This is a genomic window from Pseudochrobactrum asaccharolyticum (genome assembly GCF_003314995.1).
Taxonomy (GTDB): domain Bacteria; phylum Pseudomonadota; class Alphaproteobacteria; order Rhizobiales; family Rhizobiaceae; genus Pseudochrobactrum; species Pseudochrobactrum asaccharolyticum.
On record NZ_QNRH01000004.1, the window covers coordinates 316,877 to 342,343 of the forward strand.

Below are 25,467 nucleotides of genomic sequence, written 5' to 3' on the forward strand. Positions count from 1 at the left end.
GCGTATGGGCAGGATGGTGTAACCATCCGGCGAAAGCTCCCATGCGCGAAACACAGGCTCCCTCAGGGGGCCTTTTTTATTATCTAAACACAACGAATAAAGCTAAACAGTACGGGACTTCCGGTGAGATCAGGGAAGTAATCACCGGCACAGCAGACGGGACATCGAAAGACAATGAGTACAGATACAAGTGGCGCAGCTGCCGCAGCACAAAAAGAAACCGGCAAACGGGAAATGACCGGTGCCGAAATGGTTGTACAGGCTCTGATCGATCAGGGCGTGGAGCATATTTTCGGCTATCCGGGTGGTGCTGTGCTACCGATCTATGACGAGTTGTTCCAGCAGGAAACTGTCGAGCACATTCTGGTGCGTCACGAGCAGGGCGCTGGCCATGCGGCTGAAGGCTATGCGCGTTCCACCGGCAAGGTTGGTGTAATGCTGGTAACCTCCGGTCCGGGCGCGACCAATGCGGTAACGCCGTTGCAGGATGCGCTGCTGGATTCTATTCCGCTGGTTTGCATTACCGGTCAGGTTCCGACGTCGCTGATCGGCACCGATGCGTTTCAGGAAGCTGACACTGTCGGCATTACCCGTCCTTGCACCAAGCATAACTGGCTGGTTAAGGATGTGAATGATCTGGCGCGTATTTTGCATGAGGCTTTTCATGTTGCGCGTACCGGTCGTCCGGGCCCTGTTGTTATTGATATTCCGAAGAACATCCAGTTTGCCACCGGCATGTATACGCCACCGGCAACCAGCCCGCGTACCAGCTATAATCCGGTTCTGAACGGTGATCAGAATGCAATCCGCGCAGCAGTTGAACTGCTGGCCAATGCCAAGAAACCGGTTATCTATAGCGGTGGCGGTGTTATCAACTCCGGTCTGGAAGCCTCGAAACTGCTGCGTGAGCTGGTTGAGATCAGCGATTTCCCGATCACCTCGACACTGATGGGTTTGGGTGCTTATCCGGCATCGGGCAAAAACTGGTTGGGTATGCTGGGCATGCACGGCACGTTTGAAGCCAATATGACCATGCATGAATGTGATGTCATGCTGTGCGTTGGCGCGCGTTTCGATGACCGTATTACCGGCCGTCTGGATGCTTTTTCGCCGAATTCCAAGAAAATCCACATTGATATTGATCCGTCTTCAATCAACAAGACTGTTCGCGTGGATGTGCCGATTATCGGTGATGTTGCCCATGTTCTGGAAGATATGGTGCGCCAGTACCGTGCATCTTCCAAGCGTCCTGAAAAGGCCGATATGGCGGCATGGTGGAACCAGATTGATAAATGGCGTGCGCGCAATTCGCTGGCCTATAAGCACAACCGCGATGTGATTATGCCGCAATATGCGCTGGAGCGTCTGCAGGAACTGACCAAAGACCGCAAGACCTACATCACTACAGAAGTTGGTCAGCATCAGATGTGGGCTGCACAATTTATGAAATTCGAGGAGCCGCATCACTGGATGACCTCCGGTGGTCTGGGTACTATGGGTTATGGTTTGCCGGCAGCGCTGGGCGTGCAGATTGCCCATCCGGATGCATTGGTGATTGATATTGCCGGTGATGCTTCCATTCAGATGTGTATTCAGGAGATGTCGGCGGCCATTCAGCATAATGCGCCGATCAAGATTTTCATTCTGAACAACCAGTATATGGGGATGGTGCGCCAGTGGCAGCAGCTGCTGCATGGTAACCGTCTGTCGCATTCTTATACAGAAGCGATGCCGGACTTTGTTAAACTGGCTGAAGCCTATGGCGGCACAGGTATCCGTTGCTCCAAGCCGGATGAACTGGATGATGCAATCATGAAAATGATTGAAACAGACGGGCCGGTAATCTTTGACTGTCACGTTGCCAATCTGGCGAACTGCTTCCCGATGATCCCTTCAGGCAAGGCACATAATGAGATGCTGTTGCCGGATGAAGCGACTGATGAAGCTGTTGCCAATGCCATTGACGCTAAAGACCGTCACCTAGTCTAATACCGGAACAAGGATATTCATTATGAACGCACAAAATGCAGCTTCCGGTTCAGCTTACTTTCTGACCGAAGAAACCCAGCTAACAGAAACACATACACTATCGGTACTGGTGGATAACGAGCCGGGTGTTCTTGCCCGTGTTATTGGTCTGTTTTCCGGTCGCGGTTATAATATTGAAAGTCTGACAGTTTCTGAAACCGAACACGAAAAGCATCTGTCGCGTATTACCATTGTAACGCGCGGCACTGCCAATGTGCTGGATCAGATTCGTCACTCATTGGAACGTATTGTTCCGGTGCATCGCGTGGTTGATCTGACCTATCATGCCCAGCAGCTTGGTCATGAACGTCCGGTTGAACGTGAACTGGCGCTGATCAAAGTGGTTGGCAAAGGTGATGATCGTGCCGAAATGCTGCGTCTGGCCGATGCTTTCAAAGCCAAGGTTGTGGATGCAACAGTTGAGCATTTCATTTTTGAAATCACCGGCAAGGGTGCAAAGATTGATCAGTTCATTGCGATTATGAAGCCGCTTGGCCTGATTGAAGTGTGCCGTACCGGTGTTGCGGCTATGATCCGTGGTGCTGAAGGCATGTAAGTCCTTTTGCAAATTGCCTAAGCAATTGCTTCAAAGTAGCACCGCTGTTCTCAAAAGAGGCAGCGGTGTTGCTTTTTGTAAATAGATTGTTTCTTCAGATGTTGCTTTCTTACGATATATTCATGGCGCTGGTGGTGTTTGCGTTTGTCACATCCATCACGCCGGGGCCAAATAATCTGATGCTGCTGGCTTCCGGAGTGAACTTTGGTTTTCGCCGGACAATCCCGCATATGCTGGGAATTGGTGTCGGTTTTCTGACGCTGTTGCTGGGCGTGGGCTACGGGCTTGGTGCGGTTTTGGAAACAGCTCCGATGCTCTATCTGGCGCTGAAATTCGCCGGTGGTGCCTATATGCTCTATCTGGCATATAAAATTGCTACCTCAACCTCGGTCGGTTCAGTTACAGACAGCGCTGCCAAACCAATGAGCTTTATGCAGGCTTTGTTGTTTCAGTGGGTGAACCCGAAAGCTTGGGTGATGGCCGTCACTGCTATGGCGAGCTATACGGTGCATGATGCCTATACGCTTTCAGTACTGGTGATCGGCACTGTTTTTGCGATTATTAATCTGCCGAGTGTGTCGTCATGGGCGGCATTTGGCAGTCTGCTGCGCCAATGGCTAGAAGATCCGGTGCGGCTCAAATGGTTCAACCTGACCATGGCGCTGCTGCTGGTTGCCAGTCTGTGGCCGATGCTGAGGTGATAAAACTTGCTCTTTAGGCGCGAATCCGGTCAATCAGAACCATGATGGAATTTTCACCGGAACAGGACAACGCGCTGCAAGCTGTGGCGCAATGGTTGGCAAAAGGCGGCTCCCCGATTTTCCGCCTTTTTGGCTATGCGGGAACGGGTAAGACGACGCTTGCGCGCTATTTTGCTGAGCATGTGGATGGTGAGGTGCAGTTTGCGGCCTTTACCGGTAAAGCGGCGCAGGTCTTGCGCTCCAAAGGTGCGAGCAATGCCCGCACACTGCATTCGCTGATCTACCGCCCGAAAGGCGAAGAAGCGATTGAAGATGAGACGACGGGTAAAACTTCGATCTCTCCGACTTTTTCTCTTAACCGCCAGAGCCCTGTGGCGAAAGCAGCACTGATCGTTGTCGACGAATGTTCGATGGTCGATGAGCAGCTTGGCCGCGATCTGATGACATTCGGCACGCCTATTCTGGTGCTGGGTGATCCGGGGCAGTTGCCGCCGATCAGCGGTGGCGGCTTCTTCACCGAGCAGGAGCCGGATTATCTGCTGACAGAAATTCATCGTCAGGCGCAGGATAATCCGATTATCCGATTGGCGCTGGATGTGCGCGAAGGACGGGATATCCCTTATGGCGACTATGGTGCCGCGCGGGTGATCAGCAAAGCGGAAGTAACACAGGATCTGGTGCTCGATGCCGATCAGGTGCTGGTTGGCACCAACCGCACGCGTAAGCGTTATAATCAGCGCCTGCGTGAGCTCAAAGGTTTTACTGCAGATTATCCGCAATCCGGTGACAAGCTGGTTTGTCTGCGTAATGATCCGGCCAAAGGTCTGCTCAATGGTTCGCTCTGGAAGGTGATGACATCTTCCAAGGAGACCGTGAAGCCCGGTATTAATCTGCTGATCGCACCGGAAGATGAAGAGCCGGGCCGCGGTGTTGCCAAGATTAAACTGTTGAAGGCGCAGTTTGAAGATCCGGATGCGGAAATTCCGTGGCAGACTAAAAAGCGTTTTGACGATTTTGACTACGGCTATGCGCTGACGACACATAAAGCGCAGGGCTCGCAGTGGAATAATGTGGTATTATTTGATGAGAGCTATGCCTTCCGCGATACGCGTGAGCGCTGGCTCTATACAGCTATTACCCGTGCAGCAGAAAAACTAACAATCGTTCGCTAGAACGTATCCCGAAAGCGGGAGCGCTCTGGGCGGGACTAAAATGGATCAGGGAGTTTGATCATGGTTGCAACCTTGTCTGTTAATCTCAACGCTGTGGCTATGTTGCGTAATCGTCGCGATTTGCCATGGCCGAGTGTGACAGGCTTGGGGCGTGTTGCGCTTGATGCAGGTGCATCCGGCCTGACCGTGCATCCGCGTCCTGATCAGCGTCATATCCGTTTCTCCGATCTCGGCGATCTTCGTGCCTTGATTGACGATGAGTTTCCGCAGGCTGAGTTTAATATTGAAGGCTATCCGTCGGAAGAGTTTCTGGCGCTGGTTGAGCAGCATGAGCCGGAGCAGGTTACACTGGTACCGGATGATCCGGCACAGAATACCTCGGATCACGGTTGGGACTTTGCCAAACATAAGAACATGCTGAGTGAGGTGACCAAGCGTCTGAAATCCCGCGGCATGCGCGTTTCCATGTTTGCTGATCCGACACCGGATGGTCTTGAAATTGCGAAAGAGACCGGTGCTGATCGTGTGGAGTTTTTCACCGGTCCTTATGGCGGTGCCTATGCTGATCCTAAGGCGCAGGCACATGAGCTGGCCTTGCTGGAACGCGCGGCTTTGAAAGCTGTGGAGCTTGGTCTGGGCATTAATGCAGGGCATGATCTGACGGTCGCTAATCTGCCTGCTTTGGTGAAAGTCATGCCGACATTGAGCGAAGTTTCAATCGGGCATGGCCTGACGGCAGATGCACTGGAATATGGTATGCGCCAGTCGGTACAGCGTTTTATCAAAGCACTCGGCTAAAATCGTTTTTTGTGTTTTGATTCAATTTTATTTTATAAGTTACTGATTTTAAATAATTTTTGTAATCTTCTATCCTGGTGAGCCATCGCAAATACAGATGGCTCATCAGGGCAGATATGCATTTCTTTGCTATTGTCATTCAGAAAAATTGAGCATTTATATACTGCACTCCGGCCATTTCCTTCGCTTGTTTATAAGGCTAAGATCGAAGCACAGACCGGCGTATTGATAGCATCACATAGTTATAGGTTATGTATGAAGCAGTCGCAGCGTGAAGAGATTGCCCATCAGGATATTCCGGTCAGCCCCGATGAGGATCAAAATGATCCTCACAGCCATACGGGAAGCCTGAAGCTATTAATGATGGGCGCGCTTGGTGTCGTCTATGGCGATATCGGTACCAGCCCGATTTACGCTTTTCGCGAAGCGCTGCATGCCTCCGTCTCGGATGGTAATTTGCTCCGTGCTGAAATCCTTGGCGTGATCTCCCTGATTGTCTGGTCACTGGCGCTGATCGTTACCGTGAAATATGTGCTGTTCGTATTGCGTGCGGATAATAACGGCGAGGGCGGCATTCTCTCGCTCATGGCGCTGGTGCGCTCCAGCTTTGCCAACCGTCCGGATATTATTCTCGGTATCGGGATTATCGGTGCATCGCTGTTTTTCGGTGATGCGGTGATTACGCCGGCAATTTCTGTGCTTTCCGCGGTGGAAGGGCTGGAGATTGTTGCGCCGCATATGAAGCCCTATGTGGTGCCGATTACTATTACGATTTTGCTGATACTGTTTTTTGTGCAGCGGCATGGTACGGGGCGTATGGCCAGTATTTTCGGCCCCGTGATGTTGCTGTGGTTTCTGGCATTAGGGCTAACCGGTTTTATTCATATATTTGATGATCCGGGCATCCTTGCAGGGCTTAATCCCTATTATGCCTTTGCTTTTCTCAGCGGTAATCTGACAACCTCTTTCGCAACCATTGGTGCGATTTTTCTCGCGGTCACCGGTGCAGAAGCGCTTTATGCCGACCTCGGACATTTCGGGCGTAAGCCGATTGTACGTGCATGGCTGTGGATTGTGTTTCCAAGCCTGATCCTGAATTATTTCGGGCAGGGCGCATTTATCCTGACGCATAGTGCGGCAACCGGTGAGGCGGTGCAAAATCCGTTTTTCCAGATGATGCCACAATGGGCTTTGCTGCCGATGGTTCTGCTGGCAACGATTGCCACGGTGATTGCCAGTCAGGCGGTTTTGACGGGCACCTATTCGCTGGCACGGCAGGCAGTGCAGCTGAATATTCTGCCAAGACTTGAGGTTTTGCACACATCGGAGACGCTGCACGGGCAGATTTATATGCCGCGCATTAATCTGCTACTTGGTATTACAGTGATCCTGCTGGTGGTGACTTTCCAAAAATCCAGCAATCTGGCCGCGGCCTATGGTATTGCGGTAACCGGCAATATGCTGGTGACGACCACTTTGCTGTTTTTTGTGATGCGCCGTCTGTGGAAATGGAGCCTGCCGGTTGTGCTGGTGCCGATCATTGGATTTGCTGTGGTTGATCTGATGTTCTTCAGCGCCAATTTGGTGAAAGTCCATCAGGGCGGCTGGGCATCCATTGTGGTCGGAGCACTGGTCTTGCTGGTGATGTGGACATGGGTGCGCGGCAGCCGCCATCTGTTCGAGAAAACCCGTAAGACAGAAGTGCCGCTGGATTTGATTGTCAATCAGATGACACGCAAAGAGCCGGTGATTGTGGCAGGCACAGCGGTTTTTCTGACAGGTGATCCGGCCAGTGTGCCGACAGCGCTGATGCATAGCCTCAAGCATTATAAAGTTCTGCACGAGAACAATGTTATTCTGACTGTGGTGACGGCGCCGCGCCCATGGGTGTCTGCGGATGATCGTGCACGCATCTCGCAATATAGCGACCGCTTCATGCAAGTGACTTTGACCTTTGGTTATATGCAGTCACCGAATATTCCGCGTGCATTGGGAATTTGCCGCAGGCTTGGCTGGAAATATGATATTATGACCACATCCTTTTTCCTCTCGCGGCGTGTGTTACGAATATCGCCGCGCTCGCCAATGCCGCATTGGCAGGCAAAATTATTTATTACGCTTGCCCGCAGTGCTTCGGATGCCACGGAATATTTCCAGATTCCGACTGGTCGTGTGGTGGAGATTGGCACACAGGTCAATCTCTGATCAATTTGCTGCATAAAATTTCGCGGCGGATTAAAAATCCCTCTTGCATTGTTGAAATTGTAGCGGCATAGTCCGAACCGTAACGTACGGTACGCATGATGAGAATCTGTGAGGCACGTATGAAATAGGTTTAAAAGGAGCGTGGAAGCGTGCAGTTGCAGCAGCCTGATAATGTCGTGAGCAATGTCGGAAATGGCTTCGATCTGACAGATCGTCAGAAAGATGTGCTGAATGCTGCACTCGAGCTACTCGTTGAAGGCGGCGACAGTCTGACTATGGCTGGTGTTGCGCGACGGGCAAGCTGCTCCAAGGAAACGCTCTATAAGTGGTTCAGCGATCGTGATGGTTTGCTGACTGCAACAGTGCAGTGGCAGGCGTCGAAAGTGCGCGTTGTGCCGGTGGCGAAGGAAGGGCTGGATGAAGAGTCACTCTTTACCAGTCTGGAGCATTTTGCCCGTGACTGGTTGCTGGTTCTGTCCGGCAGCACATCGATTGCGCTGAACCGTTTGGCCGTGAGCCATGCGGGTTCCGGCAAGTCGGATCTCGGTGAGATCGTGCTGAATAATGGTCCGATCGCAATGGCGCGTCGTCTCAAGCCGGTTCTGGAAACCGGTCGCGATGCAGGCCTGCTGGACTTTGATGATATTGATGAAGCATTCGCTTCATTCTTTGGCCTTGTGGTGCGCGATATGCAGATCCGTCTGTTGCTCGGCGATCATCATGAAGTCAGTGATGCAGAAATTATTCGCGATGCCAGAACGGCAACGCGTCAGTTTTTTGCTCTTTACGGAAATAAAGCCGGTTCCTGAAAAACCGGATAAGAAACACCGGTTTTGTAAAAAGCCGGACATAGCATAGAAGGAAGGGAATATCCTATGCGCGTTTATTATGACAGCGATGCAGACGTAAATCTGATCAAAGGCAAGAATGTTGTTATCGTTGGTTACGGTAGCCAGGGTCGCGCGCACGCGCTGAACCTCAAAGATTCCGGTGCAAAGCATGTTCGTATTGCACTGCGTATGGATTCTGCCACTGTTAAAAAAGCTGAAGCTGACGGTTTTGAAGTTCTCAGCGTTGCAGATGCTGCTAAATGGGCAGACCTGATGATGATGGCAACCCCTGATGAACTTCAGGCTGACATCTATAAAGAACACATCCACAACAATCTGCGCGACGGCGCTGCTATTGCTTTTGCTCATGGTCTGAACGTTCATTTCGGCCTGATCGAAACCAAAAAGACTGTTGACGTTGTGATGATCGCGCCAAAGGGCCCGGGTCATACTGTACGCGGCGAATACCAGAAGGGCGGCGGCGTTCCTTGCCTGATCGCTATCCATCAGGATGCTTCCGGCAACGCACATGATCTCGCTCTGTCTTACGCTTCCGGCGTTGGCGGCGGTCGTTCGGGCGTTATCGAAACCACATTCAAAGAAGAGTGCGAAACCGATCTGTTCGGTGAGCAGGCAGTTCTCTGCGGCGGTCTGGTTGAGCTGATCCGCGCTGGCTTTGAAACACTGGTTGAAGGTGGTTATGCACCTGAAATGGCTTACTTCGAGTGCTTGCACGAAGTGAAGCTGATCGTTGACCTGATCTATGAAGGCGGTATCGCCAACATGAACTATTCGATCTCCAACACTGCTGAGTGGGGCGAATATGTAACTGGTCCGCGCATCATCACTGCAGAAACCAAAGCTGAAATGAAGCGCGTTCTGCACGACATTCAGACCGGTAAGTTCACATCCGACTGGATGCAGGAATACCGTGCCGGTGCTGCACGCTTCAAGGGTATCCGTCGTATGAACGACGATCACCAGATCGAAGAAGTTGGTGCCAAGCTGCGCGCCATGATGCCTTGGATCTCCAAGAACAAGCTGGTTGACAAGGCTCGCAACTAATCCGGTTGACAAAGCCCGCAAAGAAGCTGGCATTGTCTAATCGCTGAATATCAGGCCCGCACAAAGTTTTGTTTGTGCGGGCCTGACTATTTGTGGCAGTACTGCTGACGGGAGGAATGAGATATGAGTGAAATAACGATCCGGCAGTTGAAGTCCGATGACTTTGCTATTCTTCGGGATATTCGGTTGGAAGCGCTGCAACTGCATCCGGAAGCTTATAGTTCTGCTTATGAAGACTGGGTAAAATTCTCTGAAGCTGATTGGCGTGCAAAGTTAAATGCACCGGTTTTTGCTGCTTTCGACGGAAAGAAGGCGGTTGGTCTGATTGGTCTGTGGCCTCAGGACGGCGCACGGACATCGCATCGTGCGATCGTAGTAATGGTCTATGTGAAAAGCGAAATGCGCGGCCGGAATATTGGCCAGAAGCTGATGCAGGCTGTTGAGGCCTATGCGCGTGATAATGGCTTCAGCCAGCTCGAACTCAGTGTACTCGCTGAAAACAAATCTGCTTTGCAGCTTTATTTACGCGAAGGTTATACGGAATTCGGACGCCGGCCGAACTGGATATCACTGAATGGTGAAATGTATGACGAAGTGATGATGGTGCGTCCGGTTACGCTTAGAGCGGTTTGAGTTAATGTTGAATCGTTGAAACCGCTCTAGCTTTTGTTTTTACGCGTATTCCGAAAACCGCTTCGCACTTTTCGGAATGAGCTATAATGCATGATTATTAGTTTTTGGCGGTAATTTTTGTACGAATATGACTGAATTTATGCCCATCTCGCAACAATGCGAATAAAAGGTCAGTATTGCTGACATATTTTACTTGTTTTGTTGTGAAATACGCATAAGGTGATACCCAAAGGCACACAGCTTTTGGTTAAGTTTTATGGTCTATTCGGCTGCATCTTTTTGAATTGATGAGGAACTCCCCATGTTGGATTGGGAAAAAATATTCGCAACGCGCTCCTCGCGTATGAAAGCGTCTGAAATTCGTGAATTGTTGAAACTGCTTGAGCGTCCGGATATTATTTCTTTCGCTGGCGGTATTCCTGATCCGAAGCTGTTTCCGGCGGAAGAGTTTAAAGAAGCCTATGCTGACATTTTCGCATCCGGCAAATCCGATGCAGCACTGCAATATTCGGTAAGTGAAGGCTATAAGCCGCTGCGCGAATGGCTGCAGGGTGAAATGGCAAAGCTCGGTGTACCATGTGCACCGGAGAATATTTTCATCACTTCAGGCTCACAGCAGGCACTGGATTATCTGGGCAAACTGTTCCTGTCGCCAAATGATACGGCGCTGGTTGTTCGCCCGACCTATCTCGGTGCGTTACAGGCTTTCAATGCCTATGAGCCGACCTATGATGATCTGCAGCCAAACGGCAACCGCACACCGGCTTCCTATGAAGAAGCTGCTGCCAAGGCTGGCGGCAAGGTGAAATTTGCGTATTTCTCGGCAGATTTCAGCAATCCGACCGGCGAAACCATTGATCGTGAAGGCCGTGAAAAGCTGATTGATCTGGGCGATGAAATGGATATCGCGCTGATCGAAGATGCTGCCTATCAGTATCTGCGTTTTGACGGTACGCCGATCCCGCCGGTTCTGGCGCTGGAAATTGAGCGTAAAGGCTCGATTGAAAATACCCGCACCATCTATTCCGGCAGTTTCTCCAAGACACTGGCGCCGGGTCTGCGCGTTGGTTATGTTGTGGCCAACAGCACAGTTATTCGCAAGCTGGTACTGATGAAGCAGGCTGCTGATCTGCACTCTTCGACCATCAATCAGCTGGCTGTGCATCATGTTGCTGCCAATGGTTTTGATGCGCAGATTGCTAAGATCAAGGCTGTATATTCCCATCGCCGCAACAAAATGCTTGAAGCGCTGGATAAATATATGCCGAAATCGGCCACATGGACCAAGCCTGAGGGCGGTATGTTCATCTGGGTAACCCTGCCGGATTACATGAACGGCGCTGATCTGCTTGCCGCGGCTATTGAGACTGAAAAAGTCGCTTTTGTCCCGGGTAAAGCATTCCATGCTGATGGCAGCGGTGCCAATACAGTGCGTCTGGCCTATTCCTGTGCCAATGACGAGATGATTGAAGAAGGCATTAAGCGCCTTGGCAATTTGATCCGTGCGCATCAGAAATAATAATATCTGTTGAGACTGGAAAAGCCGGAGCCTTGCTCCGGCTTTTTTATGTCTTCAGAGCAGAGTTTCAGCTCAAGTATATCGCCGTTAAATGGATGTATTTAACGGCGATATGTTTTGGCACTTAACTTGCTGAATTTACGGCTTTCTTTATAAAAGATGCTTGGATTTAGCGGGCAATCCTGTAGCTTGGATATGCAATAATTTTACAGGCTTGAGTCCGGATAATGGTGAGCGGTTCAGGCGGAGAATGAGGGGAAACTCATGACTTTAATCAAAAAATACACTTTGGCGCTGGCCTGTGCATCGGTACTCGGTATGAGTGCAGGGGCTTATGCCGCAACACCGGCGAATACGCTGGTTGTGGCCATGGCCATTGACGACGTGATTTCTCTCGATCCGGCAGAAATTTTCGAAATCACCACATCAGAGATTCTGACAAACACCTATGAGCGCCTGATCACAACCGATCCGAAAGATCCGACCAAGATCATTCCGCAGGTTGCTGAAAGCTGGACGATCTCTGAAGACGGCAAGACCATTACATTTAAAATCAAGCAGGGTTTGAAATTTGCCTCCGGCAACCCGCTGACAGCGCATGATGCGGTTTATTCTCTGCACCGCGCGATCAAGCTTGATCTCAGCCCTGCATTCATCATCAGCCAGTTTGGTCTGAATAAAGACAATGTCGATAAGCTGGTGACCGCGCCGGATGATTATACTGTTGTGTTTTCAACGGAAGAAACATTCGCGCCAAGTTTTGTGCTGAATGGCTTGTCTTCCAGTGTTGCCTCTATCGTTGACAGCAAGCTGGTCGAGGAACATGCGGTTAAGGTAGAGAAAACCGACGCCAAGCCTTTTGATACGGATTTCGGCTATGACTGGCTGAAGCGCAATTATGCGGGTTCGGGTGTGTACAGCCTGAAAGAATGGCGTCCGAATGAAGTTATTCTGCTGGATCGCAATGAAAACTATAGCGGCACAAAACCGGCTGTTGAGCGTGCTATTTATCGTCATGTGAAAGAAAGCATGTCGCAGCGTCTGCTGTTGCAGGCCGGTGATATTGATGTTGCCCGTAATCTGGAGCCGGGTGATATTGAAGAACTTGCTAAAAGCAGCGATTTCAATGTGCTAAGTGCTCCTAAAGGCCGCACCTACTATCTGACAGCCAATCAGAATGTGCCAAACCTTGCCAAGCTGGAAGTGCGTCAGGCGATGAAATATCTCGTCGATTATGATGCGATTGAAAATACCCTGATTAAAGGTATTGGCCGCACGCATCAGTCTTTCTTGCCGCTTGGCATGTTCGGTGCGATTGATGATAAGCCGTTCAAGCTGGATGTTGATAAAGCCAAGCAATTGCTGGCTGACGCCGGTCTGCAAGATGGTTTCAGTGTGACGCTTGATGTGCGTAATACACAGCCAGGTGTTGGTATTGCTGAAAGCATTCAGCAGACTTTTGCCAAGGCTGGCATCAAAGTTGAGCTGTTGCAGGGCGATGGCAAGCTGACCACCACCAAAGTTCGCGCCCGTAAGCATGAGCTTTCACTGGGTATCTGGGGGCCGGATTACTGGGATCCGCATACCAATGCTTCGACATTCTCCTATAATCCCGATAACGGCGAAGATGTTGCTATGAAAACAACAGCATGGCGCAGTTCTTGGGATATTCCGGAAATGTCCAAGGAAACCATGGACGCGGCAAAAGAAACCGACACAGTGAAGCGCGAGCAGATGTATCACAAAATCCAGAAGGATTTTCAGGAAACCAGCCCGTTCGTCATGCTCTATCAGCAGATTGAAACCGCTGTTGCAGCTAAAAATGTGAAGAATTTCAACATGGTTGCTGATGCCAATTATATTACAGAAGTCAGCAAAGACTAATTTTTCAGTCTCCCATTAAATGTAATAACGCCCCTTCAGACATAGGTTTGAAGGGGCGCTGTTTTTTGCACTCAAAAAGGTGAGTTGCAGGTTTTCCGCACACCGGCAAAAGGCTGATAGCTATTGTCGGAAGCGCGGTAAGAGCGATACTGATTGCTGCACCATTGCATATGGTTGCTGTTGTCACTGACAGTTGGTGAGGCATCAGAGCCTATACGTTTTGTAGCACCGCGCTGTACCAGCGGATCACGGTTCTTATAATTGAGTACACCGTCCTCGGTGTAGTAGGAGCCGCTTTCTTTACACAAAGTCGAGCCATAGCAGTTGCGGGCTGCAGGATCGGTGCGGTTGCCACCAGTAATACCACCGATAATCAATATGCCGGTCGGATTGAGTGAGGGAAGACCACCGCTGATCTGATTGCCGCCTGCATAGGCAGAAGCGCCCGAAAACAGAGCGATGCTCAGCGTTAGAGCGGTTTTTAAAATGGATCTGGACATGGCAATATCCGTTCATAAAGCTATAAAACTGTATTTTAATATAACTATTAATTGCCGCCAATTTAAGGGGCGGGCACAGTGCCACAAAAATGTTACCGCTCATATCAGCGATTGCAATTCAGGCGATGCTGTTTAGGTTGGGGACAGCCGCTGATGAACGTAATGATGGTACCATAATGTCTGAGATGATTTCTGCGCAGGTTGCGCCGGTAAGTGATAATACCTCATCTGAAAAGCCTGTTTTATTTACGCTGGCGACATTCAATATTGAAAACCTGATGCGGCGGTTTGATTTTACAGGTTATCGCAATGAGAACCGTCAGGATCGTTCCTTGCAGCTCTTTGAGATCGATAGCGAGGCGCAGTACCGGTTGCTTGAGCAGGCGCGTATGGTGGCACATACGGATGATACCCGTCAGCTTTCGGCTTTATCGATTGCGCAGACCCGCGCGGATATTCTCTGCTTGCAGGAGGTTGACGACCTCGAAGCACTGAATGCCTTTGAATATGGCTATTTGTTCAAAATGGTCGGGCAGGGCTACAAGCATAAATATCTGATCGACGGCAATGACAGTCGTGGCATTGATGTCAGCGTGATGATGCGCGACACCACAAAAAGCGGACATGAGATTGAACTGGTCAAGCTGGAGAGCAATGCGCATCTGACCTATCAGGATTTAGGTGTCTATGATCCGGTACTGGCCAATGTCGGTATTGAGGCGCATGAGCGTGTGTTTAAGCGCGATTGTCTGATGCTTGATCTGCGGATTGGCGGCAAGCCGCTGACACTGTTTGTGACGCATTTTAAATCCATGGGTGGCGTGCGCTACGGGCAGGACCCGAAACTGACGACCTTGCCGGTGCGCATGGCTGAAGCCCGTGCAGTACGTATGATTATCGAAAAGCGCTTTGGTCGTGAAGAAGCCGCAAATGCCCCGTGGGTGATCTGTGGTGACTTCAATGATTATTATGAAAAGATAGCGATCAGTGGTGACCAGTGGGATGGTTATCAATTTACGCCAGTGCATGAGCCGGAAAACTGTCTTAATGTCTTTCTGGAAGACGGTTTTGCTGTGAATTTGGTAGAGCGGCGGCCTGAGTTGGATCGCTGGACACTCTATCATACGCGAGGGCCGCAGGAGCGCCATCTGTGTCAGCTGGATTATATCTGGGCATCACCTGCTCTGGCGCAGCGCAATGCGCACGTGGTGCCGGAGATTATCCGCAACGGGCAGCCTTATCGTACGGTATTTCCTGAGGGGCAGGATGTGGTGCGTTTTCCGCGAATTGGCTGGGACAGACCAAAGGCAAGTGATCATTGTCCTGTTGCTGTCACACTTGAGCTGTAAGGCAATGCGCGGTGTAACGGAGTGATAAAAATGCAGGATATAGCCGAGAATAAAATTTATCCGGTGCAGGACGTCAGGGTTCTGGTTGAAGCCGGTGAGCCGGATTATGTCGTGCATAACAGGCAGAAAATTGATGAGAACTGGCAGCAGGAGGTCGCTGCTAATTCTTCGCTCTATGATGGTGAGATTTATCTGGCGACACGTGCTGAACTGCGTAATGGAATTTTGACAGCCTCTTATCAGCGCACGTCTTTCCGCAGTTTGCTTTATTGGCGCAGAGATAAAAGCGCGGATAAGCCGTTTCATATTTTTGGCAGCGGTGTGATTGTTTCATCCGACAATAAATTGCTGCTCGGACAGATGGCCTCGCATAATGCTGTGGCCGGACGCATTTATTTTCCGGCCGGTTCCAATGATGATCAGGATATCGTTGACGGACAGGTCGATTTTGCCGGCAATGCCCGCCGCGAGGTGCTGGAAGAAACCGGCATTGATCTGGCCGATGCACAACGCACGGGCGGTTATAGTTTGGTGATGAGTGAGCGCAGTCTGGCGCTGTTTCGTTGCTATTACTTCGATCGGACGGCGGTGCAGCTAGAGGCGCAAGTCAGACAGTTTATTGCATCACAGGAAAAACCGGAATTGTCGGGCGTGCTTATGATCGGGCAGGGCGAGGCGCTGGATGAACGCAGCCCGCCTTATATCCGTGCGTTTACGGATTGGTATTTTACGCAATAATTTCAGTCTGTGTTGACTGCGATATTCTGCTTGTTGAAAAGCAGTTCATGAATCGTTTGAATGTTTTAGCAGGGAATGCAAATGTGTTGAATCAGATGCCATCTTTTTTAAAGGCGGCAGTGATCATCATAGGTCAGTGGGAAGGGCAGAGATTATGAGCAGCAAACGGATGCAGGGGCGTTTCTACGAAATCTACGATGTTTTCACAGAAAAGCCACTGGCGGGAAATCCGCTCGCTGTTGTTCATGATGCTGACGGGCTGGATGATGCCACGATGCTGGCTATTGCACGGGAGTTTAATCTCTCAGAAACCGTCTTTGTATCGCCTGCCGAGAATCCGATGCATTCGGCATCTATCCGGATTTTTACGCCGGAATATGAGCTGAGTTTTGCCGGTCATCCTACTGTCGGGACAGCAGTTGCTCTGGCCTATAAAAACAATGACGGACAGAAGCCTCAGACTGATTTGATTATGACCTTGGAAGAAAAGGTCGGTCCTGTACGGGTTGCTGTTCATTGTAACAGCAATGAGCAGTCATCTGCTTTTGCAGAGTTCGATCTTCCGCGATTACCGGAGCGGGTGAATATCACAGTTGAAAAAGAGCAGGTTGCTGCTGCTTTGCGTTTGAATACGCATGAAATCGGCTTTGAAAACCATGTGCCATCTGTATGGAGTGGCGGTAAGCCATTTGTACTGGTGCCGGTCAAGAATATGATTGCAGCTGCAAAGGTTGTGGTTGATCCGGTTTTTGTGGAAGATCACATGCAGGCTTTTGAAGGGCGCGCGATCCCGTTTTACATTTATACCCGTGAGACGCGGTTGTTTGAGAGCAGTTATCACGCGCGTATGTTCACATCAGGCAAGCATGTTTATGAAGATCCGGCCACAGGGTCAGCCGTTGCGGCTTTTGCCGGTGCTATCCATGATTTTGACAGGCCGGTGGACGGACTGACGCAGTTATGGATTGAGCAGGGGATACAGATGGGGCGACCATCGCGTATTCGTCTGGAGCTGGATGTCGCGGGGAAAAAGCTCACTGGCGCTCGCATTGGCGGTAGCGCGGTGAAGGTGGCAGAAGGCTATTTGCAAATTTAGAGAATGAAGCTACCGGAAATATTCGGTGGCTGGCCGCAGCTTTTCGACAGTCTGTATTTCGGAAATCTGGCTGTGAAACTGTTGATATCCATTGGTATTATCCGTTTGCTTAGTGATATGTCGGCTCTGGCTTCAGAGCCGGACATGTTTCTGCGTCCTGTTCATTCAGCAGATCCACCATTTGGTCAGTTTCAGTAATATTAAGGCCTATAACTTTGCTGCCATTATGCCTGGCTACAGTGCCGGTGAAGATGTCATAAACACACCATTGGCCATTGGGCAGTTTTTTCATATCGTAACGAATTCGCATTGCTTTATCTTCTCCAAGGATATTGCATTCACAGGTAAATGTATTTCGACAACAAAAGTTGCAAAATTAATTATTGTTAGAAATGTGAATTTTTTATGAGGCTGAAAAGGTCATGTCGTGGCAACCGGCAAGATTAAAAACTCAGACAAGTACTCGTAAGGTCATCATTGCTGTTAATGTCTTAAGAGATTATTCTCTTATATATCACTTTAAAATTCGGCTGTAATAGTTCGGCATAGTAAAGCGATGAGAGGGGCATTGAGCATCAGTAAGCGCTTGTTTTGAACGAATTAGGGCGCAAAATATTATTGTAAAGTATGATTGAAGAGCGATTTAAAAACTTTTGGTTTTATCGATCAGCAGCAGATGCAAAAGCTGCGCTCCCACCAAAGTAATTGCAAGGATGAGTAAGGAGCGGGTTGTGATTGCTTCATGGCCGCTGATGCCGGTAAAAATAATGAATACTGCAATAAGGGCATAAAGCGCGGGGAAAAGTGCGAGCGCATAAGGTCTCGGCGCTGTCCAGTTAACTTATCCTGAAAATCCCCATTGCATAGGTAATCTTTGCAGATGCCGGAGCTTATAATTCGCGATAAGCGCGATGAGGCCTGAGATTATAAAGATGGAAATTCCGGTGGCATACATAGTATGGTTTCCATAGTGAAGCTTACTTTAAGGTATGTTTCTCATCGTCTTTAAATGCGCTTGGATAAAGTCAGCTTTTCCGGCCGTATATGCTTTCCGGTTATTGTAATGCAGAGCTGCTAAATTCTCTTTCAACAGCTCATAGTCTTTTCGGATATGTTCATTGGCTCTGAGAAGATTGCGCAGATTCAGATAATCTGTCCAGTGTCGGCTGGTTAGTTCAAGAATATGGATACAATGGGTTCTTTTTCCATCGCGCAGACGTTCAAGTATCACGCCCATCTGTTCTGATCGGAAACCTAAATTGTTATAATTATTCTTACTCAGAATATCGGTGATAATCGCAATGTTACCTTTATTATCAACGCCAATGCCGATATCCAAAATTGGTTTTGATTTTAAGTCAGGAACTGACGTACTCCCGATATGCTCTATTGTAACAGGTATGCCGTCTAATACTTGTTACAGGGCAGCTTTTTCCTGTTCAAAAAGTGCTTTCCAGTCCGGATTATAATCCTCCAGTGCGACCTGATTAAGTGCAACACCAATATTCATATTTCCATCCTGTACCTATGTTGGATAGTCTGAATGATTGTCGCGTAGTTCATAGCAAAACGACGACCCGAAGGTCGCCGTTTGTAAGAGCTTAGTTGCGTGGCAACCGGTCTCTGATTTCTGTCAGACGGTCATAAATCCGGAAGGACAGAATGATGCCTTCACAGGCAACGCGCCAGAAAATTGTACCGGCAACGAGCATGAAAAGACCGCCAATAACTTGCTTGATCCCACCACCCATAAAGCTGAATGCTGAGAAGATAGTGATCAGCGAAGCAATGACAATTGCCGCAATGCCCAGCCAATAAACAATCTTGATCAGGGATGGCGTTAAAAATTTATCGAAACTCGTCATATCTTGAAAGTTCATCAGGGATTTCTCTGTCTATTGGTGGTTATTGAAAGGTTTTTTATTAAAAGTATCATTCATGTCAATAAGACTATATAACTGTATTTGAATTTAAATCTCCTGAGTATAGCGCTGGGGGCAGTTTTTGTTCAAACGTAATCACTTACTATATATCCATGATAATATTGCTGATGCGCGTAGATGTCTTTATCAAATTATACTCTTGGTCACAGATATAGTGGTACTGAGGAGTAAATTGCGTCCAGTAAAGTAGCGCAGTTTTACCCTGATGGTTATAGCGTACCTGCGGGTGTTAAGGCGGAGAAATCTATATAAAAGTCCCGTATTCCTGATGCTAAAAATTGCACAGCGATACAAGTCAGCAGGAAGCCCATGATCTTTGAAATCGCTTGTGTGCCGTGTTTTCCCAGCAGTTTTTCAATCCATTTGGATGCGGACAAAGTGATATAGGCAATTGATGCGACAATAGTGATGCCGATCAGAATATGGATATGCCCCATAATCATTTGTCCTGCCGGAATTTGTGAGCCTAAGCCCATCACCACAGCGATCGAGCCAGGGCCTGCAAGACTTGGCATGGCAAGTGGTGAGAAAGAATAATCCATATCGGCTTTTTTGATGTCAGAAGCGGATGAATCAACCTCTGAAGACGGATCGCTGCCTGAGAAAATCATCCGCAGCGCCAATATCAGGATGATAATACCACCAGCAACCCGAATGCCCGGCATAGAAATACCGAAGAGAGAAATAATACCTTTTCCGAGCAGCAGAAAAGTTGCGAGAATACTGAAAGCATAAACGCAGGCCTTGGCAGCTTGTTTGCGCTTATTCTCGGCAGACATACGGTTTGTTAGTGACATGTACAGCGGGATTGTTGTCAAAGGATTCATAATAGGCAAAAGCCCGATCACTACAATCGCTGTGTATTTAAAAAAATCTGCAATATAGGTCATTAAGCACTTCCTTTTAGAAATGCGTATGGGAAATTTCTCAACAAATGGCAAATCTTAATAATAATGCAGAGAATATATCGGTTTATTATTGGGAAGCTGATCAATTGAAGGGTTAACAGGACAGGCCTTCGCCAGTTTGCGTGTGAAGAGGGCTTGCCGCTTCGGGCATTAGTCAGAATGTTTATACAATCTGGATGCATATTTGACCGCGTGCTCAGGAGCAAAGCGGATATCGGTGGTAGATGCTAATTAAAAAGTGATTTCTCAATGCTGGAAGCAATATTTTAAGCGCTTGTTCAATGTTGTAGTTTTGAAAATACCACTAAGCTATTGAAAAAGCTTGGTGGGTGCGACAGGGATCGAACCTGTGACCCGCTGATTAAGAGTCATTATGAGACTGTTATAAATCAAATACTTAGCATTTGCGATTTATCCGACTTTTTCAATTTTAGATCAATCTTTTTCATATTTTCAGCATTAAACAGCTGTAGATTTTATTCTTTTATTTGTCCGCCGCGAATCCAGCGTGAAACGATTTCCAGCATAATATCGGAGATCCACATAGCGCATGCTCCGACAACAAAAGCTGTGGCATTTGTTGCAGCTATCGGCTATTCAGGAAGAGGCCAGTTAATGGCGCGGAGATAATGGAGTATAGGCATTGTTAAATATGCGGCCGCCAGCGCGCCACATATAGGCGATGCGATCATTTCCTTTGCTGTATACCGGCGGCGCGATAAGCCGCGCAGGATGCCGCCAGAAAGCCCTGCAACGAATACGCCTATCTTTATGCCGGCCGCGTCCAGAAAATCATTTACTGACATCGGCCACTCCTACTTTCTGCAAGCGCGATCTTTTGAGCACTGGATATTATGGGCAGCGACCTCATTCGCGAATGGCCGATCATTGCTAATGATAAAAGCACGGGTTTCCGCATTAGGGTGCAGCTTTTCGTAGCCGGCGCCGTCACTTGCACTCGTTGTTGCTGTACACCCCGTCGAGAGCATTGCACAAAGCACGGCTATCAAACTTACGAACTTTCTCATTGGTTTTTCCTCGGTTATCTGTTCGGTCGATTGTTCGCGTTTGAGAAGCGGATATTTCTCTCACACCACGATCTGACCAACCCTTTAGGTAAATCGATCCACCGATGAGCAGAAGAAGACCAACGAACACTAACGCTGGCCCATGCTTTTTCATAAATGCGATTAACAGCAGAGCCATCATCCTTGCTCCACTGTTTGGCGAGACTTCCACCATCCATAAGCGGCATAAATTGCGAGACAGATACCGATGAAACCAGAAACAGCGAGAAGCCCGGATGAAAGATTGTCTGCAAATTTTGCCCCCATACCGGAAAGATACGAGGCGGTTTCACCAATCTGATCACGAATTGACAGGACGATAGCAATTGCACCTCCTCCTTTGACAGCATTCTTGACCGCAGGAACTGACGAGACATCTTGCCGCCCTGGCTGTTCGCTTGGACTAAGAACGATTAGCCGCAATGCTTCTTGTGTCTTTGGGCCAACAACGCCGTCAACTTCAAGGTTTCGCTCCTGCTGGAATTCGAACACTGCCTTTTTTGTGGCTGGTCCAAAATCGCCGTCTACGGCAACAGAGTATCCGGCGCGCTGAAGCAATGTTTGAAGTTCTCGCACGCCAGCTCCTGATGATCCTGATCGTAGCATTCCGGATGCAGGAGACGAACTCGCCTTGCCGCCATAACGAGCATACGCATTGGCCATTTTAGTGTCGTATGCGTTCGCTTTGTAGCCGGGGCCATTGTAAACACGTGCAAACCCAGCCCAATCTAGGCGTTTCAACTCGTCGATCAGGCCAGAAAATTCGATGAAGCGGACCATTACTTCGATTTGGTTTTTCAGGCTGGACATAACAAATATGCGAAAATCATCAGTGGATGAAAAACCAAGCTTCTTCCAAAGCACCCCCATCACCTGCCCAACGCCCCAGCTGCAAGACATAATGGCTGCTGCTTGATCGATATCGCACATGCGCTGAAGCATGCGATATCTGTCCAATTGGTTTTTTGGGTTTTTAACAGCGCCTACTTTTGGAGATGCGAGACCCGCATCACGGGCTTGCTTTTGCTTTTTCGCGGGAACCAGACGGTCGAAATAATGCCCTTCAATGCGGATCAGCGGGACATCGCGACCATCGACTTTTGCAAATGCGATACCATTGCTTTCGACCTCAACTACAGCGGCAAGCGCTGGCGCAGAAATTCCGCGCAATTTCGCGATTTCGGAAATCATTAAATAGGTTTTGCTGTCAAACATGATCGGCTCCAGATAATTTCTGGAGCCGATCATAAATGTGACTGCGTTCGATCAACCGTCTTGAGATACTTAAATGCAAGACATGGACATTATTACCAAACTCGCGGAATGACGGGCAGCACAGCCTTGGCCATGATGCGAGAGCCGGTGTCATTCCAATGACTGCCTTCATTGGTAAAAGTTGCGCCTGCTTTTCCGCTGCCCTCGGTCGCAGCTTTCAAGTTGGCAAATATTGCAACCGCCGCATCACACCATCGCTGAGTTGCATGAATGCTGACTGAGTTTGGATGATTTGCCACAACATGATTATGCGCTTCTGCAAAGCGATCCAGTGGCGTCATCATGTGGCCGGTGTCTGAGGTGGCCTTAAATTTCAATTGGCCGTCATCATCAATGCCGTTGAAATTCCAAGAAATTGATGCTGTGAAGACAGCGATTTCCGGGAAAGGTAGGCTGAGCCGTGTGCAGCTGCCTTTCATGGAAAGTTCAAAACTCTCTTGCCAGATGAAACGCTCAGTCAGCCAAGCCCAATAACCTTCCGGATAGTCACCTGATACGCCAGCAGCGCCATCGTTATGGATCGGGTTTTCAAAAAGCATGAGATCGGGCTTAAAGCCCCAGACCTCATTATCCTGAAACCGCATCAGACCGGCAGCGGCAACGCTGGCATTATGACTGCCTCGGGCCGCATTGACGTAAGTAACCATATGCTCGCGCGGCGACCATTCCACACCCCAATACATGAAGCGAGCGCCACCACCTGTCCGACTGATGGTGATGGTACGGGCTGCCGAACGGTTAATAACTCGCATTTTAAGGCGCTTCTGATAAGTTGTATTGCCCTTGCTGGTCAGGCTTTGCGTGGCGGTTGCACCGGAAACTGTTGTTGGAACCAGAACATTACGCGCAACAGGTGCAGCCTCTGCCTGACTGAACACATAGCCATTGGCCTCAACCCAAGCTAATGCAGCCTCATCATAAACCTGCACCAAGCCATTACCGCCCGAAACTGCAACGGTTGCAGAACAACCCACACTATCTGTGCGGTAAATGAACCGTGCTGCCCACATGCCCTCAGGGATCGTGAAGGCCACAGATGCGGCGGCACCCTCACTATAGCGTGTCAGACCATGCCTATAAGCACCATCATCCCATTCGGTCAGATTGCTCGATGTAGCCCATGTTCCTGTCTCAGTGAAGAACGCAGGAGCATCATACCGTCGATACTGCTGGCCTTCCCAATTGAGCTTATCCCATACATGCGTTGCAAAGTTCATGCTGTGCATCAGCGGCGGGCGCAGTGATGCTTTGGGATGATCGGTGCAATGTTCTGTTGATCGTGCCGTGAGACTTGTGCCAGTGTTGACGACAGTGAGATCAGCATTGCGCTTTAACCACTTATCGCGGAATAGCGGGAGCTTGTGCGAAAGGTCTGACCCGCCGCCGTCTGCTTCAACGAAGTTATACCAAGCATTCGCATTAAACCCGCCTGACGGAGCAGGTGTAGAACCAGTCGGTAGAAGCTCTGGCTTTATCTGCTCAATGGCATTGAAGGGCTGGTACGTAGTAGCGACCTCACCCCGTTCCATCTGGGCGTTGCCATTGAGAACAATCTTATCAGTCGATGCAAGGTTAAGAGCCACATGCGTGATGCCAAGACCGACGGGCACCTGAAATATGCGTCCCGATCCAGAAGGAGGCGCGGCAAAAGTTATGTTATCTATAGCGTTAATCGGGCTGGTATCGCCGAAATACCCGCCTTGATAACCGGTATAAATACCTTCTCCCGATATGGTGTAGAATTCCCCTTCTTTCACTGCGATACGACCACTTGCAACAATGGCAGTGGCGTCGGCTAAGATCATAGTCTTACTCGCGGCTGAGTACCGTCTAGTCCATTGTATGACGGACGGATCAATCATATTGAGAGACCAGTCTTCTAGGATTTCATCCCCGCGCAGATAACCTGGTAGACGATCATCAGCAACACGTAGGAAGTACGGCGCATACTCGGTAATCGCCAAGCCTTCTTCGACTTGAATTGTAGAGTCATAGGTTGTGTCGTCTTGTCCGCCGTTCGTAATATTTACGACCAAATAGTGATATCCTGCAGGCGCAACTCTTACGCCACCGTCTAGAATTAGATTATTAGGGTCTACCTGCAAACAAGGTGCTGTATCACTCGCGGACTGAAACCATGCCCCTGTTGGCGCTGGTGACGTTTTTGCACCAGAGATTGCATAACTCTGCCCCGGTGTGACCGGAATGAACCCAGTGCAGCGCCAAGACCAGTCTTCAATAATTGCACCTGCCGCCGGGCTATAACGCCTGCCTCGGCGTATTTCTGCGGGGTTTACTAAGTTCTTTTTCGGGGTGAGTAGGCCATTTACCTTAGCAGCACTTGGGTATCGAGCCACCTCAACTGCCACTCCCGCATCATTGCGGTAACGAACATTATCATCACCGACCTCGATCTGAAACTGCGCGCCGGAAGCTATAGCGGCAAGACCTTCTGCAACACTTGCATAAACATCAGCATTTATAAATGCGGCGTCTTTAGCCGTATTGGCAATTTGAGCGGCAAGTTCGGCGGCAATTCGCTCCTGCTTAGAACGTTCCGCTTCACTGGTGGAAATGCCCGCTTGTTCGACCGCAATATCTTTAGCAGTAACGGAACCCTCTTTGGCACTAACAGCAGCAGCACGCGCCGCCTCTGCTTCCTCAACTGCGACCGCGATATCACCTTCGGCGATAGGTGCGTTGATGTATCCGGTCCCATCAGAATTGCCGACAAGAGCCTTGCCGCGTTCTGGTAGAGGCAGAGGTTTGATTTTATCAACATCAAAATCAAACTTTAGAGCCCGATTTGTTTCGCGCCGCTGCTCTTGCTGAATTAATCGATTGCGATCGAATTCATCGTCAGTAACTTTAGACGAAAAGCGGCCATCACGAACGATGGAGGATAATCGTTCAAGAATAGCCGCACCCACAATGACAATGATCTCACCAGCAGAGCGGCCATTATGAAACGCAATGCTGCCTCCTTGTGGATCCATCGCGCCAGAAAGAGTAAACAGCGAGCGATCAATTTCCGAATAAGCGCCATCGATAAAAAGCCGAATTGAAAGATCTTCATCCTGCTGGAAGGGGAAGGGCACTGAAAATACCTTCTGCCCTTGAGACGCTGTGTAGCGACGGAAACGCGGATCTTCTTCAATTGGAAGTGCAATGCTCATAGAATAATCCCCTGCGATTAGATC

24 protein-coding genes are annotated in these 25,467 nt (G+C 49.3%); 15 read left to right on the forward strand and 9 right to left on the reverse strand.

Annotated elements, in window-relative coordinates; translation table 11 throughout:
- Window positions 1–174 precede the first annotated feature (174 nt).
- From DFR47_RS12640 to DFR47_RS12690, 11 genes are all read left to right on the forward strand, one after another.
- A complete protein-coding gene (locus tag DFR47_RS12640) occupies window positions 175–1,989 on the forward strand; it encodes an acetolactate synthase 3 large subunit (RefSeq protein WP_113944771.1) in 1,815 nt (604 codons plus the stop codon).
- Window positions 1,990–2,011: 22 nt separating this feature from the next.
- Window positions 2,012–2,584, forward strand: coding sequence for an acetolactate synthase small subunit (ilvN, locus tag DFR47_RS12645; RefSeq protein WP_113944772.1), 573 nt, complete (start codon window positions 2,012–2,014; stop codon window positions 2,582–2,584).
- Window positions 2,585–2,682: 98 nt separating this feature from the next.
- Window positions 2,683–3,285, forward strand: a complete 603-nt coding sequence (locus DFR47_RS12650) for a LysE family translocator (RefSeq protein ID WP_113944773.1) — start codon at window positions 2,683–2,685, stop codon at window positions 3,283–3,285.
- A 44-nt stretch (window positions 3,286–3,329) separates the two neighbouring features.
- Window positions 3,330–4,457: an ATP-dependent DNA helicase gene (locus tag DFR47_RS12655; RefSeq protein WP_113945008.1), complete on the forward strand. Its 1,128-nt coding sequence runs from the start codon at window positions 3,330–3,332 to the stop codon at window positions 4,455–4,457.
- A gap of 60 nt (window positions 4,458–4,517) precedes the next feature.
- Window positions 4,518–5,255: a pyridoxine 5'-phosphate synthase gene (locus DFR47_RS12660; RefSeq protein ID WP_113944774.1), complete on the forward strand. Its 738-nt coding sequence runs from the start codon at window positions 4,518–4,520 to the stop codon at window positions 5,253–5,255.
- Between the two features lie 360 nt (window positions 5,256–5,615).
- Complete coding sequence (locus DFR47_RS12665) at window positions 5,616–7,460, forward strand: potassium transporter Kup (RefSeq protein WP_374788322.1); 1,845 nt, start codon at window positions 5,616–5,618, stop codon at window positions 7,458–7,460.
- Between the two features lie 176 nt (window positions 7,461–7,636).
- Window positions 7,637–8,269 (forward strand): TetR/AcrR family transcriptional regulator, encoded by a 633-nt coding sequence (locus DFR47_RS12670; protein ID WP_245416561.1) that lies wholly within the window; start codon window positions 7,637–7,639, stop codon window positions 8,267–8,269.
- Between the two features lie 66 nt (window positions 8,270–8,335).
- On the forward strand, window positions 8,336–9,355 hold the full coding sequence (gene ilvC / locus DFR47_RS12675; protein ID WP_113944776.1) for a ketol-acid reductoisomerase: 1,020 nt from the start codon (window positions 8,336–8,338) through the stop codon (window positions 9,353–9,355).
- Between the two features lie 123 nt (window positions 9,356–9,478).
- The gene (locus DFR47_RS12680) at window positions 9,479–9,988 is read left to right on the forward strand and encodes a GNAT family N-acetyltransferase (protein WP_113944777.1); all 510 of its coding nucleotides are present in this window, start codon (window positions 9,479–9,481) and stop codon (window positions 9,986–9,988) included.
- A 301-nt stretch (window positions 9,989–10,289) separates the two neighbouring features.
- Window positions 10,290–11,507: an aminotransferase-like domain-containing protein gene (locus tag DFR47_RS12685; protein WP_113944778.1), complete on the forward strand. Its 1,218-nt coding sequence runs from the start codon at window positions 10,290–10,292 to the stop codon at window positions 11,505–11,507.
- Between the two features lie 318 nt (window positions 11,508–11,825).
- Complete coding sequence (locus tag DFR47_RS12690) at window positions 11,826–13,391, forward strand: ABC transporter substrate-binding protein (protein WP_245416562.1); 1,566 nt, start codon at window positions 11,826–11,828, stop codon at window positions 13,389–13,391.
- Between the two features lie 71 nt (window positions 13,392–13,462).
- Here the strand turns inward: DFR47_RS12690 and DFR47_RS12695 are convergent, their stop codons facing one another.
- A complete protein-coding gene (locus DFR47_RS12695; RefSeq protein WP_113944780.1) occupies window positions 13,463–13,891 on the reverse strand; it encodes a BA14K family protein in 429 nt (142 codons plus the stop codon).
- Window positions 13,892–14,076: 185 nt separating this feature from the next.
- On the opposite strand from DFR47_RS12695, the gene DFR47_RS12700 reads away from it, so the two are divergent.
- From DFR47_RS12700 to DFR47_RS12715, 4 genes are all read left to right on the forward strand, one after another.
- Window positions 14,077–15,240, forward strand: a complete 1,164-nt coding sequence (locus DFR47_RS12700; RefSeq protein WP_445482830.1) for an endonuclease/exonuclease/phosphatase family protein — start codon at window positions 14,077–14,079, stop codon at window positions 15,238–15,240.
- A gap of 30 nt (window positions 15,241–15,270) precedes the next feature.
- Complete coding sequence (locus tag DFR47_RS12705; RefSeq protein WP_113944781.1) at window positions 15,271–15,978, forward strand: NUDIX hydrolase; 708 nt, start codon at window positions 15,271–15,273, stop codon at window positions 15,976–15,978.
- Between the two features lie 154 nt (window positions 15,979–16,132).
- Complete coding sequence (locus DFR47_RS12710; protein WP_113944782.1) at window positions 16,133–17,074, forward strand: PhzF family phenazine biosynthesis protein; 942 nt, start codon at window positions 16,133–16,135, stop codon at window positions 17,072–17,074.
- 3 nt (window positions 17,075–17,077) lie between these two features.
- Window positions 17,078–17,272: a hypothetical protein gene (locus DFR47_RS12715; protein WP_113944783.1), complete on the forward strand. Its 195-nt coding sequence runs from the start codon at window positions 17,078–17,080 to the stop codon at window positions 17,270–17,272.
- A gap of 784 nt (window positions 17,273–18,056) precedes the next feature.
- Here DFR47_RS12715 and DFR47_RS12725 read toward each other — a convergent pair.
- The 8 genes from DFR47_RS12725 to DFR47_RS12755 form a co-directional block, all read right to left on the reverse strand.
- On the reverse strand, window positions 18,057–18,476 hold the full coding sequence (locus DFR47_RS12725) for a GrpB family protein (protein ID WP_113944785.1): 420 nt from the start codon (window positions 18,474–18,476) through the stop codon (window positions 18,057–18,059).
- 15 nt (window positions 18,477–18,491) lie between these two features.
- Complete coding sequence (locus DFR47_RS22105; protein ID WP_147245550.1) at window positions 18,492–18,584, reverse strand: GrpB family protein; 93 nt, start codon at window positions 18,582–18,584, stop codon at window positions 18,492–18,494.
- Between the two features lie 91 nt (window positions 18,585–18,675).
- Window positions 18,676–18,954, reverse strand: coding sequence for a DUF4282 domain-containing protein (locus DFR47_RS12730; RefSeq protein WP_113944786.1), 279 nt, complete (start codon window positions 18,952–18,954; stop codon window positions 18,676–18,678).
- A gap of 272 nt (window positions 18,955–19,226) precedes the next feature.
- Window positions 19,227–19,958, reverse strand: a complete 732-nt coding sequence (locus tag DFR47_RS12735; protein ID WP_245416547.1) for a MarC family NAAT transporter — start codon at window positions 19,956–19,958, stop codon at window positions 19,227–19,229.
- Between the two features lie 560 nt (window positions 19,959–20,518).
- Window positions 20,519–20,731: a hypothetical protein gene (locus DFR47_RS22345; protein WP_374788312.1), complete on the reverse strand. Its 213-nt coding sequence runs from the start codon at window positions 20,729–20,731 to the stop codon at window positions 20,519–20,521.
- 142 nt (window positions 20,732–20,873) lie between these two features.
- Window positions 20,874–21,134 carry a hypothetical protein gene (locus tag DFR47_RS12745; protein WP_113944788.1) on the reverse strand — a complete coding sequence of 87 codons (261 nt, stop codon included), beginning with the start codon at window positions 21,132–21,134 and terminating at the stop codon, window positions 20,874–20,876.
- Window positions 21,131–22,240, reverse strand: coding sequence for an N-acetylmuramidase domain-containing protein (locus DFR47_RS12750; RefSeq protein ID WP_113944789.1), 1,110 nt, complete (start codon window positions 22,238–22,240; stop codon window positions 21,131–21,133). Before DFR47_RS12750 ends, DFR47_RS12745 begins: the two co-directional genes overlap by 4 nt.
- Before the next feature lie 59 nt (window positions 22,241–22,299).
- Window positions 22,300–25,443, reverse strand: coding sequence for a hypothetical protein (locus DFR47_RS12755; RefSeq protein ID WP_113944790.1), 3,144 nt, complete (start codon window positions 25,441–25,443; stop codon window positions 22,300–22,302).
- Window positions 25,444–25,467 lie beyond the last annotated feature (24 nt).

Coding starts and splice junctions, on each gene's coding strand:
- DFR47_RS12640 (WP_113944771.1), top strand. CDS start 175: ATGAGTACAGATACAAGTGGCGCAGCTGCCGCAGCACAAAAAGAAACC.
- ilvN (WP_113944772.1), top strand. CDS start 2,012: ATGAACGCACAAAATGCAGCTTCCGGTTCAGCTTACTTTCTGACCGAA.
- DFR47_RS12650 (WP_113944773.1), top strand. CDS start 2,683: ATGTTGCTTTCTTACGATATATTCATGGCGCTGGTGGTGTTTGCGTTT.
- DFR47_RS12655 (WP_113945008.1), top strand. CDS start 3,330: ATGGAATTTTCACCGGAACAGGACAACGCGCTGCAAGCTGTGGCGCAA.
- DFR47_RS12660 (WP_113944774.1), top strand. CDS start 4,518: ATGGTTGCAACCTTGTCTGTTAATCTCAACGCTGTGGCTATGTTGCGT.
- DFR47_RS12665 (WP_374788322.1), top strand. CDS start 5,616: ATGATGGGCGCGCTTGGTGTCGTCTATGGCGATATCGGTACCAGCCCG.
- ilvC (WP_113944776.1), top strand. CDS start 8,336: ATGCGCGTTTATTATGACAGCGATGCAGACGTAAATCTGATCAAAGGC.
- DFR47_RS12680 (WP_113944777.1), top strand. CDS start 9,479: ATGAGTGAAATAACGATCCGGCAGTTGAAGTCCGATGACTTTGCTATT.
- DFR47_RS12685 (WP_113944778.1), top strand. CDS start 10,290: ATGTTGGATTGGGAAAAAATATTCGCAACGCGCTCCTCGCGTATGAAA.
- DFR47_RS12690 (WP_245416562.1), top strand. CDS start 11,826: ATGAGTGCAGGGGCTTATGCCGCAACACCGGCGAATACGCTGGTTGTG.
- DFR47_RS12695 (WP_113944780.1), bottom strand. CDS start 13,891: ATGTCCAGATCCATTTTAAAAACCGCTCTAACGCTGAGCATCGCTCTG.
- DFR47_RS12700 (WP_445482830.1), top strand. CDS start 14,077: ATGATTTCTGCGCAGGTTGCGCCGGTAAGTGATAATACCTCATCTGAA.
- DFR47_RS12705 (WP_113944781.1), top strand. CDS start 15,271: ATGCAGGATATAGCCGAGAATAAAATTTATCCGGTGCAGGACGTCAGG.
- DFR47_RS12710 (WP_113944782.1), top strand. CDS start 16,133: ATGAGCAGCAAACGGATGCAGGGGCGTTTCTACGAAATCTACGATGTT.
- DFR47_RS12715 (WP_113944783.1), top strand. CDS start 17,078: ATGAAGCTACCGGAAATATTCGGTGGCTGGCCGCAGCTTTTCGACAGT.
- DFR47_RS22105 (WP_147245550.1), bottom strand. CDS start 18,584: ATGAATATTGGTGTTGCACTTAATCAGGTCGCACTGGAGGATTATAAT.
- DFR47_RS12730 (WP_113944786.1), bottom strand. CDS start 18,954: ATGAACTTTCAAGATATGACGAGTTTCGATAAATTTTTAACGCCATCC.
- DFR47_RS22345 (WP_374788312.1), bottom strand. CDS start 20,731: ATGTCAGTAAATGATTTTCTGGACGCGGCCGGCATAAAGATAGGCGTA.
- DFR47_RS12745 (WP_113944788.1), bottom strand. CDS start 21,134: ATGATGGCTCTGCTGTTAATCGCATTTATGAAAAAGCATGGGCCAGCG.
- DFR47_RS12750 (WP_113944789.1), bottom strand. CDS start 22,240: ATGATCGGCTCCAGAAATTATCTGGAGCCGATCATGTTTGACAGCAAA.
- DFR47_RS12755 (WP_113944790.1), bottom strand. CDS start 25,443: ATGAGCATTGCACTTCCAATTGAAGAAGATCCGCGTTTCCGTCGCTAC.